We start from the raw sequence: 16,930 nt of genomic DNA on the forward strand, positions 1-16,930 counted from the left end.
GTATGAGCGGGGTCACGACTCTCACGGTGTGACATGGACCGCAACTGTCTAAGCGCTTGCTTGGTGCGCGGCGGCCCCTGGACCCGGCGCGCGTCGGCTCCTGGTTCGGCTACGGCGCGCGCTGGGGCGACGGCTGCCGCTCCGGCACCGGGAGCCGGCGCCTGCGGCGGCGTTTCAGGAGGGCCCACGGCCCCCGCGGCCCGGACGGCATCGCCGCCGTGACCTCCGTGCCCGCCTCCGACGCCGCCTCCGCCGCCGCACGGGCCACCGGCAGGAACCCCTCGCGGCGCGCGGCGTCCGGCCGCTCCTCGTCCGCGGGCCACAGCCCCAGCGCCGCGCACACCGTCGGCAGCACCGCCATCGCGGCCGTGGCGTACCCCTCCGCGGAGGGGTGGTAACTGTCGGGTCCGAACAGCTCCCGCGGGTTCGCCGCGAACTCCGGCCCCAGCAGATCGCCCAGCGACACGGTCCGCCCGCCCTGCTGCACGGCGCCGATCGTCTGGGCCGCCGCCAGCTGCCGGGACGCGCGCCGGGCCAGCCAGCGCAACGGCTGCTGCACCGGCTCGATGGTGCCGAGGTCGGGGCATGTGCCGACCACCACCTCCGCCCCGGCCGTCCGCAGCCGGCGCACCGCCGAGGACAGATGGCGCACGGACTGGGTGGGCGGCATCCGGTTGGTGACGTCGTTCGCACCGATCATGATCACGCAGATGTCCGGCACCCGCGACGGATCCGCGAGCGCCAGCGTCACCTGCCGGTCCAGATCGTCGGAGCGCGCCCCGGGCAGCGCGACCGTGCTCAGCCCCACCGGGCGTTCCGCGATCGCCGCGACCCCGGACGCCAGCAGGGCGCCCGGCGTCTGCCCGGCCCGGTGCACGCCCTGCCCGGCGGCCGTGGAGTCGCCCAGCATCGTCAGCCGCAGCGCCGGCTCGCCGGGCACCGTGTACGCGGCGCCGTACAGACCGTCCGCGTTCGGTACGTGAGGACTCGTGCCGTTGCCCACGCGGCGCCGCGCCAGTTGCGCCTCCGCCAGCAGCAGCCCCACGGTGGCCGCGCCGGCCAGGCCGATGCCCCCGCCGCCGTACGCAGCACCGGCCGCGATCCGCCGGGCCACCCGCGCCCTCGACATACCCGTCATGCCCGCCGCCACCTCCCTCGAAGCCGTACCCAGTGCTTGCCCCGTACGGACGGTGCTCCAATCCCAACGGGGAGTGAACGACCCGGGCGGGTCCCGGCGCGGAAGGGCCTAGGCTGGTTCGACCACCACGACCACTTTTTTTGCAAGCATCCGGAGACAACGGTGCAATTCCACGACTCGATGATCAGCCTCGTCGGCAACACCCCGCTGGTGCGGCTCAACAGCGTGACCAAGGGCATCAGGGCGACCGTCCTGGCCAAGGTGGAGTACTTCAACCCGGGCGGCTCCGTGAAGGACCGCATCGCCCTGCGCATGATCGAGGCGGCGGAGAAGAGCGGAGAGCTCCGGCCGGGCGGCACCATCGTCGAGCCGACCAGCGGCAACACCGGGGTCGGCCTCGCCATCGTGGCCCAGCAGAAGGGCTACAAGTGCATCTTCGTGTGCCCGGACAAGGTGTCCACGGACAAGATCAACGTGCTGCGGGCCTACGGGGCCGAGGTCGTCGTCTGCCCGACCGCCGTGGCGCCGGAGCACCCCGACTCCTACTACAACGTCTCCGACCGGCTGGTGCGCGAGACGCCGGGGGCCTGGAAGCCCGACCAGTACTCCAACCCCAACAACCCGCTCTCCCACTACCACTCCACCGGCCCCGAGCTGTGGGAGCAGACCGAGGGGAAGATCACCCACTTCGTGGCCGGCGTCGGCACGGGCGGCACCATCTCGGGGACCGGGCGCTACCTGAAGGAGGCCAGCGACGGCGCCGTGAAGGTGATCGGCGCCGACCCCGAGGGCTCGGTGTACTCCGGCGGCTCCGGGCGGCCGTACCTGGTCGAGGGCGTCGGCGAGGACTTCTGGCCGACCGCCTACGACCGTGACGTCGCGGACGAGATCGTCGCCGTCTCCGACAAGGACTCCTTCCAGATGACCCGGCGCCTCGCCAAGGAGGAGGGCCTGCTGGTCGGCGGCTCCTGCGGCATGGCGGTCGTGGCGGCGCTGGAGGTGGCCTCCCGGCTCGGTGAGGACGACGTGGTCGTCGTCCTGCTGCCGGACAGCGGGCGCGGCTACCTGAGCAAGATCTTCAACGACGAGTGGATGGCCGACTACGGCTTCCTGGAGGACGAGGGCCCCAGCGCCCGCGTCGCCGATGTCCTCGAGGACAAGGAGGGCGGCCACATCCCCTCCCTCGTCCACATGCACCCCGACGAGACGATCGGCCAGGCCATCGAGGTGCTGCGCGAGTACGGCGTCTCGCAGATGCCGGTGGTCAAGCCGGGCGCCGGCCACCCGGACGTGATGGCCGCCGAGGTCGTCGGCTCGGTGGTGGAGCGGGACCTGCTGGACGCGCTGTTCAGCAAGAGCGCCTCGCTCGACGACCCGCTGGAGAAGCACATGTCCGCGCCGCTGCCGCAGGTCGGCTCCGGCGAGCCCGTCGCGGACCTGATGGCCGTCCTGGGCAAGGCGGACGCGGCGATCGTCATCGTCGAGGGCAAGCCGACGGGTGTGGTCAGCCGCCAGGACCTGCTGTCCTTCCTCGCCCGGAACGAGAAGTGACGGTACGTCGGGCGTAGGCGCCGGTGAACCCGCCGTGAACGGACGGGTGCTGCCGCGTTCGTGATCTTCGTGGACTTCGCGGAAGTGGTACGGGGGCGTCACGTCCGCGCAGCACTCGCTTAACACGGGTCCGGCACAGTCATGGGTGCCGGCAGGGACGGAGGGAGGACCTCCCGGGCGTTCAGCTCCGGGGGAGGCTCCCCGTTCGGGCCGGCGGCCGGACGGCGTCGAAGGACCTCCGGAGCGGCTCCCGGACCTCCAAGGACGCCTCGGACGCGCAGCCCGCCTCGACGGGCGCGCGTCCCCCGCGGGGACCGCCGTCGTCCCGCCCCCCGGTGACGGGGGTGCGGCGGTCCGCGCGGGGGCCGCCCTCAGTCCTCCCAGTCGCCGTCCTCCGCGGACTTGCGGCGGCCGAACAGCCCCGGGTTGGTCCGGGCGGCCTGGACCACGTTGACGCCGACGATGCCCAGCCAGGTGACCAGCAGACCGGGCAGGTTGCCCACGCCCCCGCCGATCGCGGACAGCGGTACCGCGAGGACCAGCGACACGATCCCGAAGCCGAACCGCTCGCCCCAGGAGTCCGTGACCCTCGGCGAGCGCGCGTCCCGGGCCACCGTCAGCTGCCGCTCGGCGAGCTGCCGGCGCACCCGGCGCTCCACCGCGCCGTCGATGCGCTGGTCGACCTTCTCCAGGAACGAGTCGACCAGCGCGGATTCGTACTCCTCGCCCAGTTCCCTGCGTGCCTGCAGGGAGGCGTTGAGTTCCTTCTTCAGCTCGGCGTCCCGCGCGTCCATTCCGGTCATGCGCTCCACGGTAGGCAGGCGGGAGGCCGCGGACACTGGGGGTAACCCCCGTCTCGGCCCTCGGGTTCGCCGCTCCCTACGTCGTGCACATCTTCTCGTCGGCCCGGGACTGCTCGACGTCCACCTTCTTCGGGGCGGCGACGGGAACGCCGGCCTTCTTGAAGTCGGGGCCCAGGGTGAGCGTCATCGGCGCCGTCGCGTCCGCGCCCGCCGTGCCGGGCTTCAGTGCGGCGGCGGGCAGGCCCATGAGGTCGGCGAGCGCGCGGGCCTGGTCGGCCTGGTCCGGCGCGTACTCCAGCCGCGTCCTGCCGACCTCGGCCGGGGCGACCCCCTGGTTCCTGGACCCGGAGACCCCCTCACCGGTCCGCAGCCACACCACGGTCTCCTGTGCGGCGCCCTGCGGAGCGCCGCCGTTGTAGACGTCGACGCGGACGGCGGACGCGTCGGCCCGCGGACCGTCCAGCAGCGCGGCCTGCTTGTCCTTGGCGTCCTTCTCCTTCTTCTTCACCTCGGTGAGGGAGACGTCCTTCTGCAGCATGCTGAACAGCTGCGGTGCCTTGACCGGGTGCGGGACGACGGTGACGGGCGTGGGCTCTGCCGGGTTGTCGATCACCGGCAGCGTCATCAGGGTGATGTTCTTCAGGTCGATCCGGGCGAGTTCCTTGGCGAGGGTGAGCAGCTTGCCGGGGCTGCCTATCCCCTTGTCCACGGTGAGGGACTTGGTGGCGGCGTCGGCCACGCCGAGCATCTTCGACGGGCTGTCCAGGGTGTCCTCCTTCAGCCGGCGGATCATGGAGGCGACGAACTTCTGCTGCATCTGGATCCGGTCCAGGTCGCTCTCGTTCTTCAGACCGTGCCGGTTGCGCAGGAACGCCAGCGCGTCCTCGCCCTGGATCGTGCTCTCCCCGGCGGGCAGATCGAGCTTCGTCCCGCCGTCCCTGTCCTTGAGGGGCTTGTCCAGGCAGACCTTGACGCCACCGACCGCGGTGGACAGCGTCTTGACCGCGTTGAAGTCGAACATCATGAAGTGGTCGACCTCGACGTCGGCGATCTCCTCGACCGTACGCATGGTGCAGCCCGGGTCGCGGCCGTTCACGCCGTAGGACTCGTTGAACCTGGTGGTGCCCCTGGAGCCGGCGATGACCTTCGTGGAGCCGTCGGGCTGCCGGGTCTCGCAGTCCGGGATCTTCGTCATGAGGTCCCGGGGGATGCTCACCACGGTCGCGTTGGTGCGGTCCTCCGAGACGTGGAACAGGAGGGTGGTGTCGGCGTGGCCGGTGACGTTGTCCCGGTTGCCGTAGGCCTCGTTGCCCTCGCCGGTACGGACGTCGTTGCCGATGATCAGGATGTTGACCGGGCCGTCCGCCAGCACCTCGTCGCTGCCCACGTCACCGATGTCGACGGTGTCGATGTTGCCGTAGAGGCGGTCGTACCAGTAGTAGGCGAACGCCGAGCCGCCGACGAGGACCAGGCTCAGGGCGCCTCCCGTCCACACCAGCGCCCTCTTCCTGCTGTTCCTCCGCCTCGGCTGCCGGTGCCGCCGGTGGCCGGTGTCACGCGCGTCGTCCGGGACGGGCGCGGGCGCGGGAGCGCGAACGGTGCGGCGGCCGCGCTGCCCGGGGACGCGACCGGGGGCGGGGGCGGTGGAACCGGGGCGGGAGGTGCCGCGCTGCGCGGGGAACGGCGGCGGCCCGGGGGAATCGTTCAGCCGCAGCTCGTAGTCGCCGGTCTCCGGGTTGAGCACCCACTGGTCGGCGGGGTCGGTCCCGTCCGCCTGCCCTCGGCTTCGCGCGTCCACGCTCGTACCCGTCCTCCGTCGGGCGCCCCAAGGGGCGCTTGCATCCCAAGGCGCTTAATTGTTCGAGGCGTTACGCTATCCGGCCCGTACGGGATGCGCCGACGTCGTAGCAAAATCGTCGAGATCCGGATCTGTCCCCGGCCGGGCACCGTGCGTGATCTCCGCCCCTCACGACGCGTGTACGGCGCGACGTCCCGTTCGCCTGTATAACGGCATGCAGACACAGCGATCGATGAATGGGCCGAAGGGCCGAGGGGGAAGTCAGGTCATGAGCGGCACCGAGAGCCCCACCGCGCGCCTCCAGGCGCTCTTCGAGGGGCATCGGCTGACACCGACCCAGCGGCGCATCGCGCACAGCATGGTGCGGCGGGCCGCCGACGTCCCGTTCCTGTCCAGCGTGGAGCTGGCGGAGCTGGCCGGGGTCAGCCAGCCCTCCGTGACCCGGTTCGCCGTCGCTCTCGGCTTCGACGGATACCCCGCCCTGCGCCGGCACCTGCGTGAGGTCGCGCCCGCCGAACCGGCGCCGGAGACCGGCTCGTACAACGAGTACCAGCAGGCCGTCGAGGCCGAGATCGCGAACCTGCGCCATCTCGCGGAGGCGCTGGCCGACACCGGGCCCGTGCGGCGGGCGGGGCGGGTCCTCGCGGCCAGCCGTCCCCTGCCCGTGCTGGGGCTGCGGGCCGCGGCGGCGCAGGCGCACGGCTTCGCCTACTTCGCCGCCAAGGTCCATCCGGACGTCCGGCTGCTCAACGAGGGCGGCACGATGCTCCACGACCGGATCGACGCGGCCGCCCGCGCCGGGGCGAGCGCCCTGCTGTGCTTCGCGCTGCCCCGCCATCCCCGGGAGGTCGTCGACGCCCTCGCGCACGCCAGGGAGACGGGGCTGACCGTCGTCAGCGTCGCCGACTCCCCGTTCGCGCCGGTCGCCAAGGTGTCCGACCTGCTGCTGCCCGCCGCCGTCGGCACCGGGCTGGCCTTCGACACGGCCTGCGCGCCGATGCTGCTGGGCCGGGTGCTGCTGGAGGCGATGTGTGACGACCTGCCCGACGCGCAGGCGCGGCTGGAGGAGTTCGACGCGAAGGCGGCGGCACGCGGGCTGTTCGTGGACTGACCGCGGACGGCGGGCCGGCCGCCGCGTCTTCTCAGACTCGTCTCACGTTGTGTCGCTACCGTGCCTCTCCTGGGACACACACAGGTATCGGAGGACGGGAGGCAGGACGTGACGCGCGGAGGACAAGGGCTGGCGCGGGTGGCCGTCGTCGTGCGGGCCGGGGCCGCGCCACTGTGGTGGCTGGGACTCCTCGCCGCGGGCATCGGGGTGCTGGTGCCGGGAGCGACCGGGCGCCGGATCGGCGTCCTGGCGGGCGCCACGCTGTTCCTCGTGGCGGCGGCCGTCGTGGCCTACGGGCGGCGGGGGCGGTACCGCGCGCTGGCCCGCACGGCGGCGCGGGCGGGCAGGTACGACGTGCTCCAGGACCGTGCGGTGACCGCGCGCAACTGGCGCCGGGCGCACCGCTGGTGGCTGCTGCTCGCCTTCCTCGCCGCCCTCGGCACGGCGTTCGCCGCACCCGCCGCCGGCGGTCTGCTGCTCGCCGGGTGCGGGGCCGGGCTGTGGTGGAAGGCGTCCTGGATCGGCCGGCTGGAGCAGGAGGGCGAGGTCCTGCTGTGGGTGCGCGTCGACTGGCTGCGCGCGGATGCGGGGCGGCCCGCCGGCAAGGCCGTGAAGGCCTACCGCACCACGGGTGTCGCGGCGGGTGACGCGGCCCCGGGCGGCTCCCGCCGACGGCTCGCCGCGGCGGCCTGAGGAACGGGCCCCCCGCGGGGCGCGGGTGCGGTGGTCCGTGCCCGCGCCCCGCAGGTGCGTTCAGCGCGGCAGGCCCGTGGTGAGGGCGTCGGCGTGGGCCGCCCCCGACTCGGCGACGATCTCCTCGATCGTCTGGGGGGCGCGTACGGTCGCGAAGGCGACTCCCCCCGTCCCGTCCGGGACGAAGCCGTGGACGGCGGGGCGGGGGAGCGAGTTGTACGCGTAGTGGTGGGCGAAGTAGTACGCGCCCGTGTCCAGCGCCGCCGCGTAGTCGCCCTGCTCCAGCAGCGGCAGCTCCTGCCCCTGCGCGAGGAGGTCGCCCGCGAAGCAGGCCGGTCCCGCCACGTCCTGCACGACCGCCGGCCCTTCCTTGGGCCGCCCCTTCGCGTCGTAGGCGGCGATCCGCAGCGGCCACGACTGAGGCGCGTACACCGTGCGCGTCGCCACCTGGACGCCCGCGTGGGTCACCGCGACCGGACGCCCGCCCGCGCTCTTGGCGTACTCCACGCGCGCGACCACCGTGCCGTGCTTGGCCAGCAGCGACCGGCCGAACTCGGTGACCAGCCCGTACCGCCCGTCGAACAGCCCCGGCACCGTCTCGCGCAGCAGCCGCGCGTACTCCCCGTACGTCGGGCTGCTCGCCTCGGAGGCGAAGTTCACCGGCAGCCCGCCGCCGATGTCGATGGTGTCGATCTGCCGCCGTCCCGCCCGTCCGTTGATCTCCTCCGCCAGGGCGTACGTCTCCGCGATCCCCCGCGCCATCATCGACAGCGCGATGCCCTGGGAACCGGAGTGCGCGTGCAGCCGGGTCAGCCACGGCCGGTCCGCGTACGCCCGCACCACCCACTCCCGCGCGCCCTCGTCGCGCAGCGCCACCCCGAACTTCGACGTCGCCGTCGCCGTCGACAGCGCCTCGATGGAGCCGCCGCCGACCTGCGGGTTCACCCGGATACCGATGGGGGACCGGGAGCCGGACCCGGCCATCATGGCGTCGATGCGCGCCAGCTCCTGCGGGTTGTCCGCGTTCACGGCGATCCCCAGCGCCAGCGCCTCCCGCAGCTCGGCGGCGGTCTTGGCGGGCGAGTCGAGGACCGTCCGCTCCGGCTCCACCCCCGCCGCCCGCGCCAGTGCCAGCTCACCCGGGCTGGCCACCTCCGCGCCGATGCCCTCCTCGCGCAGCAGCCGCAGCACCGGCACCAGCGGGCTCGCCTTCACCGCGAACGCGTGCAGCACGGGCGTGCCCGGCGCCGTCACCGCGTCGAACGCCGCCCGCAGCCCGGCCGCCGACTCCCTGATGCCGGTGACGTCGAGCAGGGCCACCAGGGGGGTGTCGCCGTCCAGCAGTCCCTGCTCGACGGCGGCCCGCACCGCCTCGTCCCGCCGGGCCGCCCGCCCTGTACCCCGCGGGTCCACCTCGTCCGTCAGGCCGTCGTCGTACGTCATCGTGTCCCCCGTCCCATCGGCGTGCTCCCTGTTCGCGCGCATGCCTCCAGCCAAACATCCCGCTCGCGGCGGCGCCGACACACCCCCCGTCTTGACTAGGTCTATTCAGACGTCGAGGATATGAATATCTGCAGTAATCATCCGCAGCACGAGGAGGCACACCATGGCCGGACCCGGACCCGGACCCCGCCCCGTCCGAGCGCCGCGCGGCACCGAACCGAGCGCCCTGGGCTGGCAGCAGGAGGCCGCCCTGCGGATGCTGCAGAACAACCTCGACCCCGAGGTCGCCGAGCACCCCGACAAGCTCGTCGTCTACGGCGGGACGGGGAAGGCCGCCCGCGACTGGCGCTCCTTCGACGCGATGGTGCGGACGCTGAGGACCCTCAAGCAGGACGAGACGATGCTCGTCCAGTCCGGCCGGCCGGTCGGCGTCATGCAGACCCACGAGTGGGCCCCGCGCGTCCTCATCGCCAACTCCAACCTCGTCGGCGACTGGGCCACCTGGGAGGAGTTCCGCCGCCTGGAGGCCCTCGGCCTGACCATGTACGGGCAGATGACCGCCGGCTCCTGGATCTACATCGGCACCCAGGGCATCCTCCAGGGCACCTACGAGACCTTCGCGGCCGTCGCCGCGAAGAAGTTCGGCGGCACCCTCGCCGGGACCATCACCCTCACCGCGGGCCTCGGCGGCATGGGCGGCGCCCAGCCGCTCGCCGTGACGATGAACGACGGCGTCGCGATCTGCGTCGACTGCGACCCCCGCGCCATCGACCGCCGCATCGAGCACCGCTACCTGGACGTGAAGGCCGACAGCCTCGACCACGCGCTCCAGCTGGCCACCGAGGCCCGCGACGCCCGCCGCCCCCTGTCCATCGGTGTCCTCGGCAACGCCGCCGAGCTGGTTCCGCAGCTGCTCGCCATGGGCGCGCCCATCGACATCGTCACCGACCAGACCTCCGCCCACGACCCGCTGGCGTACCTCCCCGTCGGCGTCGCCTTCGAGGACATGGCCGACGCCGCCGCGAAGGACCCCGCGGGCTTCACCACCCGCGCCCGTGAGTCCATGGCCCGGCACGTCGAGGCGATGGTCGGCTTCCAGGACGCCGGCGCCGAGGTGTTCGACTACGGCAACTCCCTCCGCGGTGAGGCGCGACTCGCCGGCTACGACCGCGCGTTCGCCTTCCCCGGCTTCGTCCCCGCCTACATCCGGCCGCTCTTCTGCGAGGGCAAGGGCCCCTTCCGCTGGGCCGCGCTGTCCGGCGACCCCGCCGACATCGCCAAGACCGACAAGGCGGTCCTGGAGCTCTTCCCGGAGAACGAGTCCCTGGCCCGCTGGATCAGGATGGCGGGGGAGCGGGTCCACTTCCAGGGGCTGCCCGCGCGCATCTGCTGGCTCGGATACGGCGAGCGCGACAAGGCCGGTGAGCGGTTCAACGACATGGTCGCGAGCGGGGAGCTGGCCGCTCCGGTCGTCATCGGGCGGGACCATCTCGACTGCGGGTCGGTGGCCTCCCCCTACCGGGAGACCGAGGCGATGCTGGACGGGTCCGACGCGATCGCCGACTGGCCGCTGCTGAACGCGATGGTGAACGTGGCGTCCGGGGCCTCGTGGGTGTCCCTCCACCACGGTGGCGGGGTCGGCATGGGGCGGTCGATCCACGCCGGGCAGGTCACGGTGGCCGACGGGACGGCGCTGGCCGGGGAGAAGATCCGGCGGGTGCTCACCAACGACCCCGGGATGGGTGTCATCCGGCACGTCGACGCCGGGTACGACATCGCGGAGTCGGTGGCCGGCGAGCGGGGTGTGCGCGTGCCGATGCGTGAGGGTGACCCGGCATGAGCGGCGGCAACTCCTCCGTGGGGGCTCAGGCGCCGCCGCGGGAACGCACCCCCGTCGTACCGCGGAACGACGGCCCGCAGCCCTCCTTCCAGGAGATGTGGCGTCAGCTGCTGCCCGTCGGCCGCAGCGCCGTCTCCGGCGGGTACCGTCGGTTCGCCTGGACCGGCGCCGACGCCGACTGCCGGGACTGGTTCGAGGAGCAGGCCCGCGGCCGGCGGCTGGCCTACGAGGTCGACCGGAACGGCAACCAGTGGGCCTGGCTCGGGGATCCCGCGCGGGGGGACGCGGTGGTCACCGGGTCGCACCTGGACTCCGTACCCGACGGCGGGGCCTTCGACGGGCCCCTCGGGGTCGTGTCCGCCTTCGCCGCGCTCGACGAACTGGGCCGCAGGGGCGTGCGGCTCGCCAAGCCCCTCGGCATCGTCAACTTCGGGGACGAGGAGGGCGCCCGGTTCGGGCTCGCCTGTGTCGGCTCCCGGCTCACCGCGGGCGCGCTCACGGTGGAGCAGGCCCACCGGCTCACCGACGGGGACGGCATCACGCTCCCGCAGGCCATGGAGGCCGCCGGACACGACCCCGGCGCCATCGGCGCCGACCCCGAACGGCTCGCCCGCATCGGCGCCTTCGTCGAACTCCACGTCGAACAGGGCCGGGCGCTTGACCTGTCCGGCGACCGCGTCGGCATCGCGTCCGCCATCTGGCCGCACGGCCGGTGGCGGTTCGACTTCCGGGGAGAGGCCAACCACGCGGGCACCACCCGGCTCGCCGACCGCCGCGACCCGATGCTGCCGTACGCCGAGACCGTCCTGGCCGCCCGCCGGGAGGCGGAACTCGCCGGTGCCGTCGCCACCTTCGGCAAGATCGCCGTCGAGCCGAACGGCGTCAACGCCATCCCCTCCCTGGTGCGCGGCTGGCTCGACTCCCGCGCCGCCGACCAGGAGCGTCTGGACGCCGTGGTCGCCGGGGTGGAGAAGGCCGCCCGCGTGCACGCGGCCGCCCACGGCGTCGGCCTCGACGTCGCACGCGAGTCCTTCACCCCCGTCGTCGGGTTCGACCACGCCCTGCGCGACGAACTGGCCCGCATCCTGGGCGGCGACGGGGACCTGAAGGTGCCCGTCCTCGGCACCGGCGCCGGACATGACGCCGGAATCCTCTCCGGGCGCGTCCCGACCGCGATGCTGTTCGTGCGCAATCCCACCGGCGTCTCGCACTCCCCGGCCGAATCCGCCACCGAGGACGACTGCGTGGCCGGGGTCCTCGCCCTCGCCGACGTACTGGAAGGACTGGCCCGCACGTGACTGCCACCCCGCGGACGTACTGGCTGGAGCACGCCTGGTTCGGCACCCTCCCCCGAGCTCTCGGCTCCGCTCGGACAGGGGGGACCTCCATCGAGCCGGGCGTGACCCTGGAGGTCGGGGACGGCCGGATCACCGCCGTCCGTCCGGACACCCCCGCCCCGCCGCCCGGCGCCGAGATCCTGCGCGGACTGACCCTCCCCGGACTGGCCAACGCCCACAGCCACGCCTTCCACCGCGCCCTGCGCTCCACCGTCCAGGTGGGCTCCGGCACCTTCTGGACCTGGCGCGAGGTCATGTACGCCACGGCCGAACGGCTCACGCCGGACACCTACCACGCCCTCGCCCGGGCCGTGTACGCCGAGATGGCACTGGCGGGCATCACGACGGTCGGCGAGTTCCACTACGTCCACCACGCCCCCGGCGGCAGGCCCTACGCCGACCCCAACGTCCTGGGCGAGGCGCTCGTGGAGGCCGCCGCCGAGGCCGGCATCCGGATCACCCTCCTCGACACCGCCTACCTCTCCTCCGGCTTCGGCCGGCCGCCCACCACCCACCAGCTCCGCTTCTCCGACGGCGACGCGGACGCCTGGGCCGAACGCTGTTCTCTTCTCAAGGAACGGGATCACGCGCGGATCGGGGCGGCCATCCACTCCGTACGGGCCGTACCGGCGGAGCAGTTGGCGACCGTGGCAGGGTGGGCCGAGGAGCGGCGGGCCCCGCTCCACGTGCACCTGTCCGAGCAGACCGCCGAGAACGACGCCTGCCGCGAGGCGCACGGGTGCACCCCCACGCAACTCCTGGCCGTGCACGGGGTGCTCGGACCGCGCACCACCGGTGTCCACAACACCCATCTCACCGCCGAGGACATCGCGCTCATCGGCGGCAGCGGCACCGGAACCTGCATGTGCCCGACGACCGAACGGGACCTCGCCGACGGCATCGGCCCCGCGGCGGCCCTGCAGAACGAGGGCTCCCCGCTCTCCCTCGGCTCCGACAGCCACGCCGTGATCGACCTGTTCGAGGAGGCGCGCGCGATGGAGCTGAACGAGCGGCTGCGCACCCGCACCCGGGGCCACTGGACGGCCGCCGCCCTGCTGCGGGCCGCCTCCGCCGACGGCCACGCCGCCCTCGGCTGGGAGGACGCCGGACGCATCGAGGCCGGGGCGCGCGCCGACCTCGTCACCCTCGCCCTCGACTCGGTCAGAACCGCGGGGCCGCTGCCCGGGCTCGGCGCCGAGACGGCCGTATTCGCCGCGACGGCAGCGGACGTCCGTCACACGATCGTGGGAGGCCGGCACGTCGTGCGCGACGGGGCGCACACGCTCGTACCCGACGTACCCGGAGCCCTCGCGCAGGCAGTCGAGGCCCTGCGCGCCTGACGACCCCCCATGAGGACACCATGAGCAGCACCGTCATCAGCAACATCGCCGCACTGGTCACCAACGACCCCTCCCTGGGCGACAGGTCTCCCCTCGGTCTGGTCCGGGACGCGGCCGTCGTCATCGAGGGCGACCGCGTCGTGTGGACCGGTGAATCAAGCAAAGCACCCGCCACTGACAACCGGGTCGACGCCGGGGGCCGGGCGGTCCTCCCGGGCTTCGTCGACTCCCATTCCCACCTGGTCTTCGCGGGCGACCGCACCGAGGAGTTCAACGCCCGTATGTCCGGCCGCCCGTACAGCGCGGGCGGCATCCGCACCACCGTCGCCGCCACCCGCGCCGCCACCGACGCGGAACTGGAGGCGAACCTCACCCGTTTCCTCACCGAGGCACTGCGCCAGGGCACCACGACCTTCGAGACCAAGTCCGGCTACGGCCTGACCACCGAGGACGAGTCCCGGGCCCTGCGCCTGGCGGCCCGGCACACCGACGAGGTCACCTTCCTCGGCGCCCACATCGTCGCCCCCGAGTACGCCGAGGACCCGGCCGGCTACGTGGCCCTGGTCACCGGCGAGATGCTGGACGCCTGCGCGCCGCACGCCCGCTGGATCGACGTCTTCTGCGAGAAGGGCGCCTTCGACGGCGACCAGGCCCGCGCGATTCTCACCGCGGGCAGGGCCAGGGGCCTGCACCCGCGCGTCCACGCCAACCAGCTCACGTACGGCCCCGGCGTCCAGCTCGCCGTCGAGCTCGACGCGGCCAGCGCCGACCACTGCACCCACCTCACCGACGCCGACGTGGACGCCCTCGCGAACAGCCGCACGGTCGCCACCCTGCTTCCCGGGGCCGAGTTCTCCACCCGCGCCGAGTGGCCGGACGCCCGCAGGCTGCTGGACGCGGGGGTGACGGTCGCACTGTCCACCGACTGCAACCCCGGCTCGTCCTTCACCTCCTCGGTCCCCTTCTGCATCGCGCTCGCGGTGCGGGACATGGGGATGACGCCCGACGAGGCCGTGTGGTCGGCCACGGCGGGCGGGGCCAGGGCCCTGCGCCGCGACGACATCGGCCGCATCGCCCCGGGCGCGTATGCGGACCTGCTGCTCCTCGACGCCCCGTCCCCGGTCCACCTGGCCTACCGGCCGGGGGTGCCCCTGGTGCGCGCGGTCTGGCGGAGGGGACGCAGGGTGGAGCCGCGGCCGGTGTGAGCCGCGCCGCGGGGCCGGGCGGGACGGGCCCGTCACCCGGTCCATGAGACGCGCCCCGCGCCCTGTGGGTGCCCGCTGCCCTGAACAGGCATCGGGCACCCGCGGGGCGCGGGGCGCGGTCACGTCATGTGGGGGGACGTGCGGTCCGTCACTCCTCGACGGTGAGTCCCTTGCGCAGTTTCACCAGGGTCCGCGAGAGCAGGCGGGAGACGTGCATCTGGGAGATGCCCAGTTCCTCGCCGATCTCCGACTGGGTCATGCCCGCGACGAAGCGCAGGGACAGGATCTTGCGGTCCCGCGGCGGCAGTTCGGCGATCAGCGGCTTCAACGACTCGACGTACTCGATGCCTTCGAGTCCGTGGTCCTCGTAACCGATCCGGTCCGCCAGCGCTCCCTCGGCGTCGTCCTCCTCGGGCTGGGCGTCCAGGGAGGAGGCCGTGTAGGCGTTCGACGCCGCCATGCCCTCGATGACCTCGTCCTTGGTGATGCCCAGGCGCTCCGCCAGCTCGGCCACCGTCGGCGCGCGGTCGAGCATCTGGGCCAGTTCGTCACCGGCCTTGGCGAGGTCGAGCCGGAGCTCCTGCAGGCGGCGCGGGACGCGTACGGACCAGGAGGTGTCGCGGAAGAAGCGCTTGATCTCGCCGATGATGGTCGGCATCGCGAACGTGGGGAACTCCACACCGCGCGACATCTCGAAGCGGTCGATCGCCTTGATCAGGCCGACGGTGCCGACCTGGATGATGTCCTCCATCGGCTCGCTGCGCGAGCGGAAGCGGGAGGCGGCGAACTTGACGAGGGCGAGGTTCAGTTCGACGAGCGTGTTGCGTACGTACGAGTACTCGTGGGTGCCTTCCTCGAGCGACTCCAGGCGCTCGAAGAGGGTCTTGGACAGGGCCCGTGCGTCGACCGCGCCCACCTCGTCGTACGGGGGGATCTCCGGCAGTCCGGCGAGTAGGTCGTCCGGGACGACACCCAGGTCGTCCTGCTCGATGGGATCCAGATGTTCCGGAGTGGGTGTCGACGTCGCTGCGGGGGTAGGCGATGCGTCGAGCCGGGGTGACATGATGTCCTCCATCGTTCTCGGCATGTGGCTGCCGAAGCCGATACGTGCACTGCGGTGTGCGGCGCCTCCAAAGCCGGCCGTGTCGGGTACGTGTCCTACTAGCCCTACCGGCTCGCGCAACCTCATCGCAAGTGAGATCTGTTCGCATATGTCTGTTTGTGCGTGATTGTTAGAGTGTCGATGCGTGGCCGGAAGGCGTAATGTTCAAAGACGTCAGCATGCAGCCACGACCTCGGGAGAGAGACGGCATGGACCGCGGGACGGTCGGCAGCGCACAGTCGGGCCGGCTTCTGGTCGAGGTGCGAGAAGAGGGCCCCAGTGCCGTCGTGACTCCGGCGGGTGAGTTGGATCACCACACCGCCGATTTGTTGCGTGAGCCACTGGAGGGCTGCCTCGCCAAGGGATTCAAGCGGCTCGTTATCGACTGCTCCCGGTTGGAGTTCTGTGACTCCACGGGGCTGAACGTGCTGCTCGGTGCCCGGCTGAAGGCCGAGGCGGGCGGAGGCGGGGTTCACCTCGTGGGTATGCAGCCCGTGGTCGCGCGCGTGTTCGAAATCACGGGTGCGGACGCGGTGTTCACCGTGCACGACACTCTTGAGGCGGCTCTGGCCGACGATTCGGCGTGAGCCGCCGGGGCACGCCCGGCGGCGGGACGCACCCGCCGCGCCCGCGGCCGGAGGGGACCGTCCGTCGCGCCTTTTCGTGCGAATACGGGGGTGTCCCCTCGGTCTGCCCGGGCAGGAGACTTCCTGAACGTGCCGGACGCGGTGGTCGCGAGGGACACGGGAACCGGATGTGCCGTGCGCGCGTGACCAACCGAGTACGGCGAATTTTTCATTGTGAACTGGTGACACGGTGAGGTGAAGCGCTGATGAGCACCACCCGGCCCTACTCGCCGGGCGACCGCGGTCAGGAGCCCGGCGGCGCTTCCGGGATGCCCGGGGACGCGGTGCCGGCCGGGGGCGCGCCCGACAGCGGCGTGGCCGCTCCGCCGGTGTCCCCGGACGGCGGCCGGATCCGCCGGCTGGACTTCGACGGCCAGAGCGGCGTCGTGCCGCTCGCCCGTGATTTCACCCGTCAGGCGCTGTACGAGTGGGGCTGGTTGCCCGCGTCCTCCGCCGACCAGCGGGCCGCTGCGGAGGACGTCCTGCTCGTCGTCTCCGAGCTCGTCACCAACGCGTGCCTGCACGCGGAGGGGCCCGACCACCTGGCCATCACCTGCGACAGGAAGGTGATCCGGCTGGAGGTCACCGACCGGGGCACGGGCCAGCCGGCCCCGCGCACCCCGCACCAGGCGGGCCGGCCGGGCGGCCACGGCATGTTCATCGTGCAGCGGCTCTGCCTGGACTGGGGTGTCGTGCGGGTCCGGGACGTCGCGGGCAAGACGGTCTGGGCCGAACTCGGCACCCCCGCCTGACCTCGCCGTCCCTCGGCAACCGCCGCTCCTCCGGGCCGCACCCCGACCACGGCATCCTGCGCCCGCCCAGCCACCCCGCGGCGTCCGGCCCGGTCCGCGCGCCCGCCCCGCCACGGCGCCGGGCGGGCGGCCTCGACTCCGTCCGCCCCGTCCGCCCCTGCGCCCACGGCCCGCCCGGACACGGCGCCAGG

General features: G+C 73.0%; 14 protein-coding genes. 9 read left to right on the plus strand and 5 right to left on the minus strand.

The window, feature by feature from the left end:
- Positions 1–109 precede the first annotated feature (109 nt).
- A complete protein-coding gene (locus BU52_RS28700; RefSeq protein WP_037939894.1) occupies positions 110–1,138 on the minus strand; it encodes an SGNH/GDSL hydrolase family protein in 1,029 nt (342 codons plus the stop codon).
- Positions 1,139–1,300: 162 nt separating this feature from the next.
- Here BU52_RS28700 and BU52_RS28705 point away from each other — a divergent pair, with 162 nt between their 5' ends.
- Positions 1,301–2,689, plus strand: a complete 1,389-nt coding sequence (locus BU52_RS28705; protein WP_037939896.1) for a cystathionine beta-synthase — start codon at positions 1,301–1,303, stop codon at positions 2,687–2,689.
- A gap of 371 nt (positions 2,690–3,060) precedes the next feature.
- On the opposite strand, the gene BU52_RS28710 is transcribed toward BU52_RS28705, so the two are convergent.
- Positions 3,061–3,483, minus strand: a complete 423-nt coding sequence (locus tag BU52_RS28710; RefSeq protein WP_037939897.1) for a hypothetical protein — start codon at positions 3,481–3,483, stop codon at positions 3,061–3,063.
- 85 nt (positions 3,484–3,568) lie between these two features.
- Positions 3,569–5,290: an LCP family protein gene (locus BU52_RS28715; protein WP_037939899.1), complete on the minus strand. Its 1,722-nt coding sequence runs from the start codon at positions 5,288–5,290 to the stop codon at positions 3,569–3,571.
- A 268-nt stretch (positions 5,291–5,558) separates the two neighbouring features.
- Here BU52_RS28715 and BU52_RS28720 point away from each other — a divergent pair, with 268 nt between their 5' ends.
- Positions 5,559–6,401: a MurR/RpiR family transcriptional regulator gene (locus BU52_RS28720; protein WP_037939900.1), complete on the plus strand. Its 843-nt coding sequence runs from the start codon at positions 5,559–5,561 to the stop codon at positions 6,399–6,401.
- Positions 6,402–6,509: 108 nt separating this feature from the next.
- On the plus strand, positions 6,510–7,094 hold the full coding sequence (locus BU52_RS28725; RefSeq protein WP_078903493.1) for a hypothetical protein: 585 nt from the start codon (positions 6,510–6,512) through the stop codon (positions 7,092–7,094).
- 60 nt (positions 7,095–7,154) lie between these two features.
- Here BU52_RS28725 and BU52_RS28730 read toward each other — a convergent pair whose 3' ends face one another.
- Positions 7,155–8,537, minus strand: a complete 1,383-nt coding sequence (locus tag BU52_RS28730; protein ID WP_051858679.1) for a type III PLP-dependent enzyme domain-containing protein — start codon at positions 8,535–8,537, stop codon at positions 7,155–7,157.
- Positions 8,538–8,700: 163 nt separating this feature from the next.
- On the opposite strand from BU52_RS28730, the gene hutU reads away from it, so the two are divergent.
- The 4 genes from hutU (at position 8,701) to hutI (ending at position 14,259) form a co-directional block, all read left to right on the plus strand.
- Positions 8,701–10,377 (plus strand): urocanate hydratase, encoded by a 1,677-nt coding sequence (hutU, locus tag BU52_RS28735; RefSeq protein ID WP_037939904.1) that lies wholly within the window; start codon positions 8,701–8,703, stop codon positions 10,375–10,377.
- Positions 10,378–10,472: 95 nt separating this feature from the next.
- Complete coding sequence (locus BU52_RS28740; protein ID WP_037939919.1) at positions 10,473–11,675, plus strand: allantoate amidohydrolase; 1,203 nt, start codon at positions 10,473–10,475, stop codon at positions 11,673–11,675.
- Positions 11,672–13,054 (plus strand): formimidoylglutamate deiminase, encoded by a 1,383-nt coding sequence (locus BU52_RS28745; RefSeq protein WP_037939906.1) that lies wholly within the window; start codon positions 11,672–11,674, stop codon positions 13,052–13,054. Before BU52_RS28740 ends, BU52_RS28745 begins: the two co-directional genes overlap by 4 nt.
- Before the next feature lie 20 nt (positions 13,055–13,074).
- Complete coding sequence (gene hutI, locus BU52_RS28750; RefSeq protein WP_037939907.1) at positions 13,075–14,259, plus strand: imidazolonepropionase; 1,185 nt, start codon at positions 13,075–13,077, stop codon at positions 14,257–14,259.
- Positions 14,260–14,407: 148 nt separating this feature from the next.
- On the opposite strand, the gene BU52_RS28755 is transcribed toward hutI, so the two are convergent.
- Entirely contained in the window at positions 14,408–15,322 is a 915-nt protein-coding gene (locus BU52_RS28755; RefSeq protein ID WP_107061294.1) for an RNA polymerase sigma factor SigF, read from the minus strand.
- A gap of 248 nt (positions 15,323–15,570) precedes the next feature.
- Here BU52_RS28755 and BU52_RS28760 point away from each other — a divergent pair, with 248 nt between their 5' ends.
- Together BU52_RS28760 and BU52_RS28765 are read left to right on the plus strand one after the other, a co-directional pair.
- The gene (locus BU52_RS28760) at positions 15,571–15,948 is read left to right on the plus strand and encodes an STAS domain-containing protein (RefSeq protein WP_037939920.1); all 378 of its coding nucleotides are present in this window, start codon (positions 15,571–15,573) and stop codon (positions 15,946–15,948) included.
- A 245-nt stretch (positions 15,949–16,193) separates the two neighbouring features.
- Positions 16,194–16,739 carry an ATP-binding protein gene (locus BU52_RS28765; RefSeq protein WP_037939910.1) on the plus strand — a complete coding sequence of 182 codons (546 nt, stop codon included), beginning with the start codon at positions 16,194–16,196 and terminating at the stop codon, positions 16,737–16,739.
- Positions 16,740–16,930: the final 191 nt, after the last annotated feature.

Origin of the sequence: Streptomyces toyocaensis (genome assembly GCF_000725125.1) — a bacterium.
Classification (GTDB): Bacteria; Actinomycetota; Actinomycetes; order Streptomycetales; family Streptomycetaceae; genus Streptomyces; species Streptomyces toyocaensis.

Bases quoted from the DNA above. Each gene is read 5' to 3' on its own strand.
- BU52_RS28720 (WP_037939900.1), top strand. From the start codon at position 5,559: ATGAGCGGCACCGAGAGCCCCACCGCGCGCCTCCAGGCGCTCTTCGAG.
- BU52_RS28760 (WP_037939920.1), top strand. From the start codon at position 15,571: ATGGACCGCGGGACGGTCGGCAGCGCACAGTCGGGCCGGCTTCTGGTC.
- BU52_RS28755 (WP_107061294.1), bottom strand. From the start codon at position 15,322: ATGTCACCCCGGCTCGACGCATCGCCTACCCCCGCAGCGACGTCGACA.
- BU52_RS28740 (WP_037939919.1), top strand. From the start codon at position 10,473: ATGTGGCGTCAGCTGCTGCCCGTCGGCCGCAGCGCCGTCTCCGGCGGG.
- BU52_RS28765 (WP_037939910.1), top strand. From the start codon at position 16,194: ATGAGCACCACCCGGCCCTACTCGCCGGGCGACCGCGGTCAGGAGCCC.
- BU52_RS28710 (WP_037939897.1), bottom strand. From the start codon at position 3,483: ATGGACGCGCGGGACGCCGAGCTGAAGAAGGAACTCAACGCCTCCCTG.
- hutI (WP_037939907.1), top strand. From the start codon at position 13,075: ATGAGCAGCACCGTCATCAGCAACATCGCCGCACTGGTCACCAACGAC.
- BU52_RS28700 (WP_037939894.1), bottom strand. From the start codon at position 1,138: ATGACGGGTATGTCGAGGGCGCGGGTGGCCCGGCGGATCGCGGCCGGT.
- BU52_RS28730 (WP_051858679.1), bottom strand. From the start codon at position 8,537: ATGACGTACGACGACGGCCTGACGGACGAGGTGGACCCGCGGGGTACA.
- hutU (WP_037939904.1), top strand. From the start codon at position 8,701: ATGGCCGGACCCGGACCCGGACCCCGCCCCGTCCGAGCGCCGCGCGGC.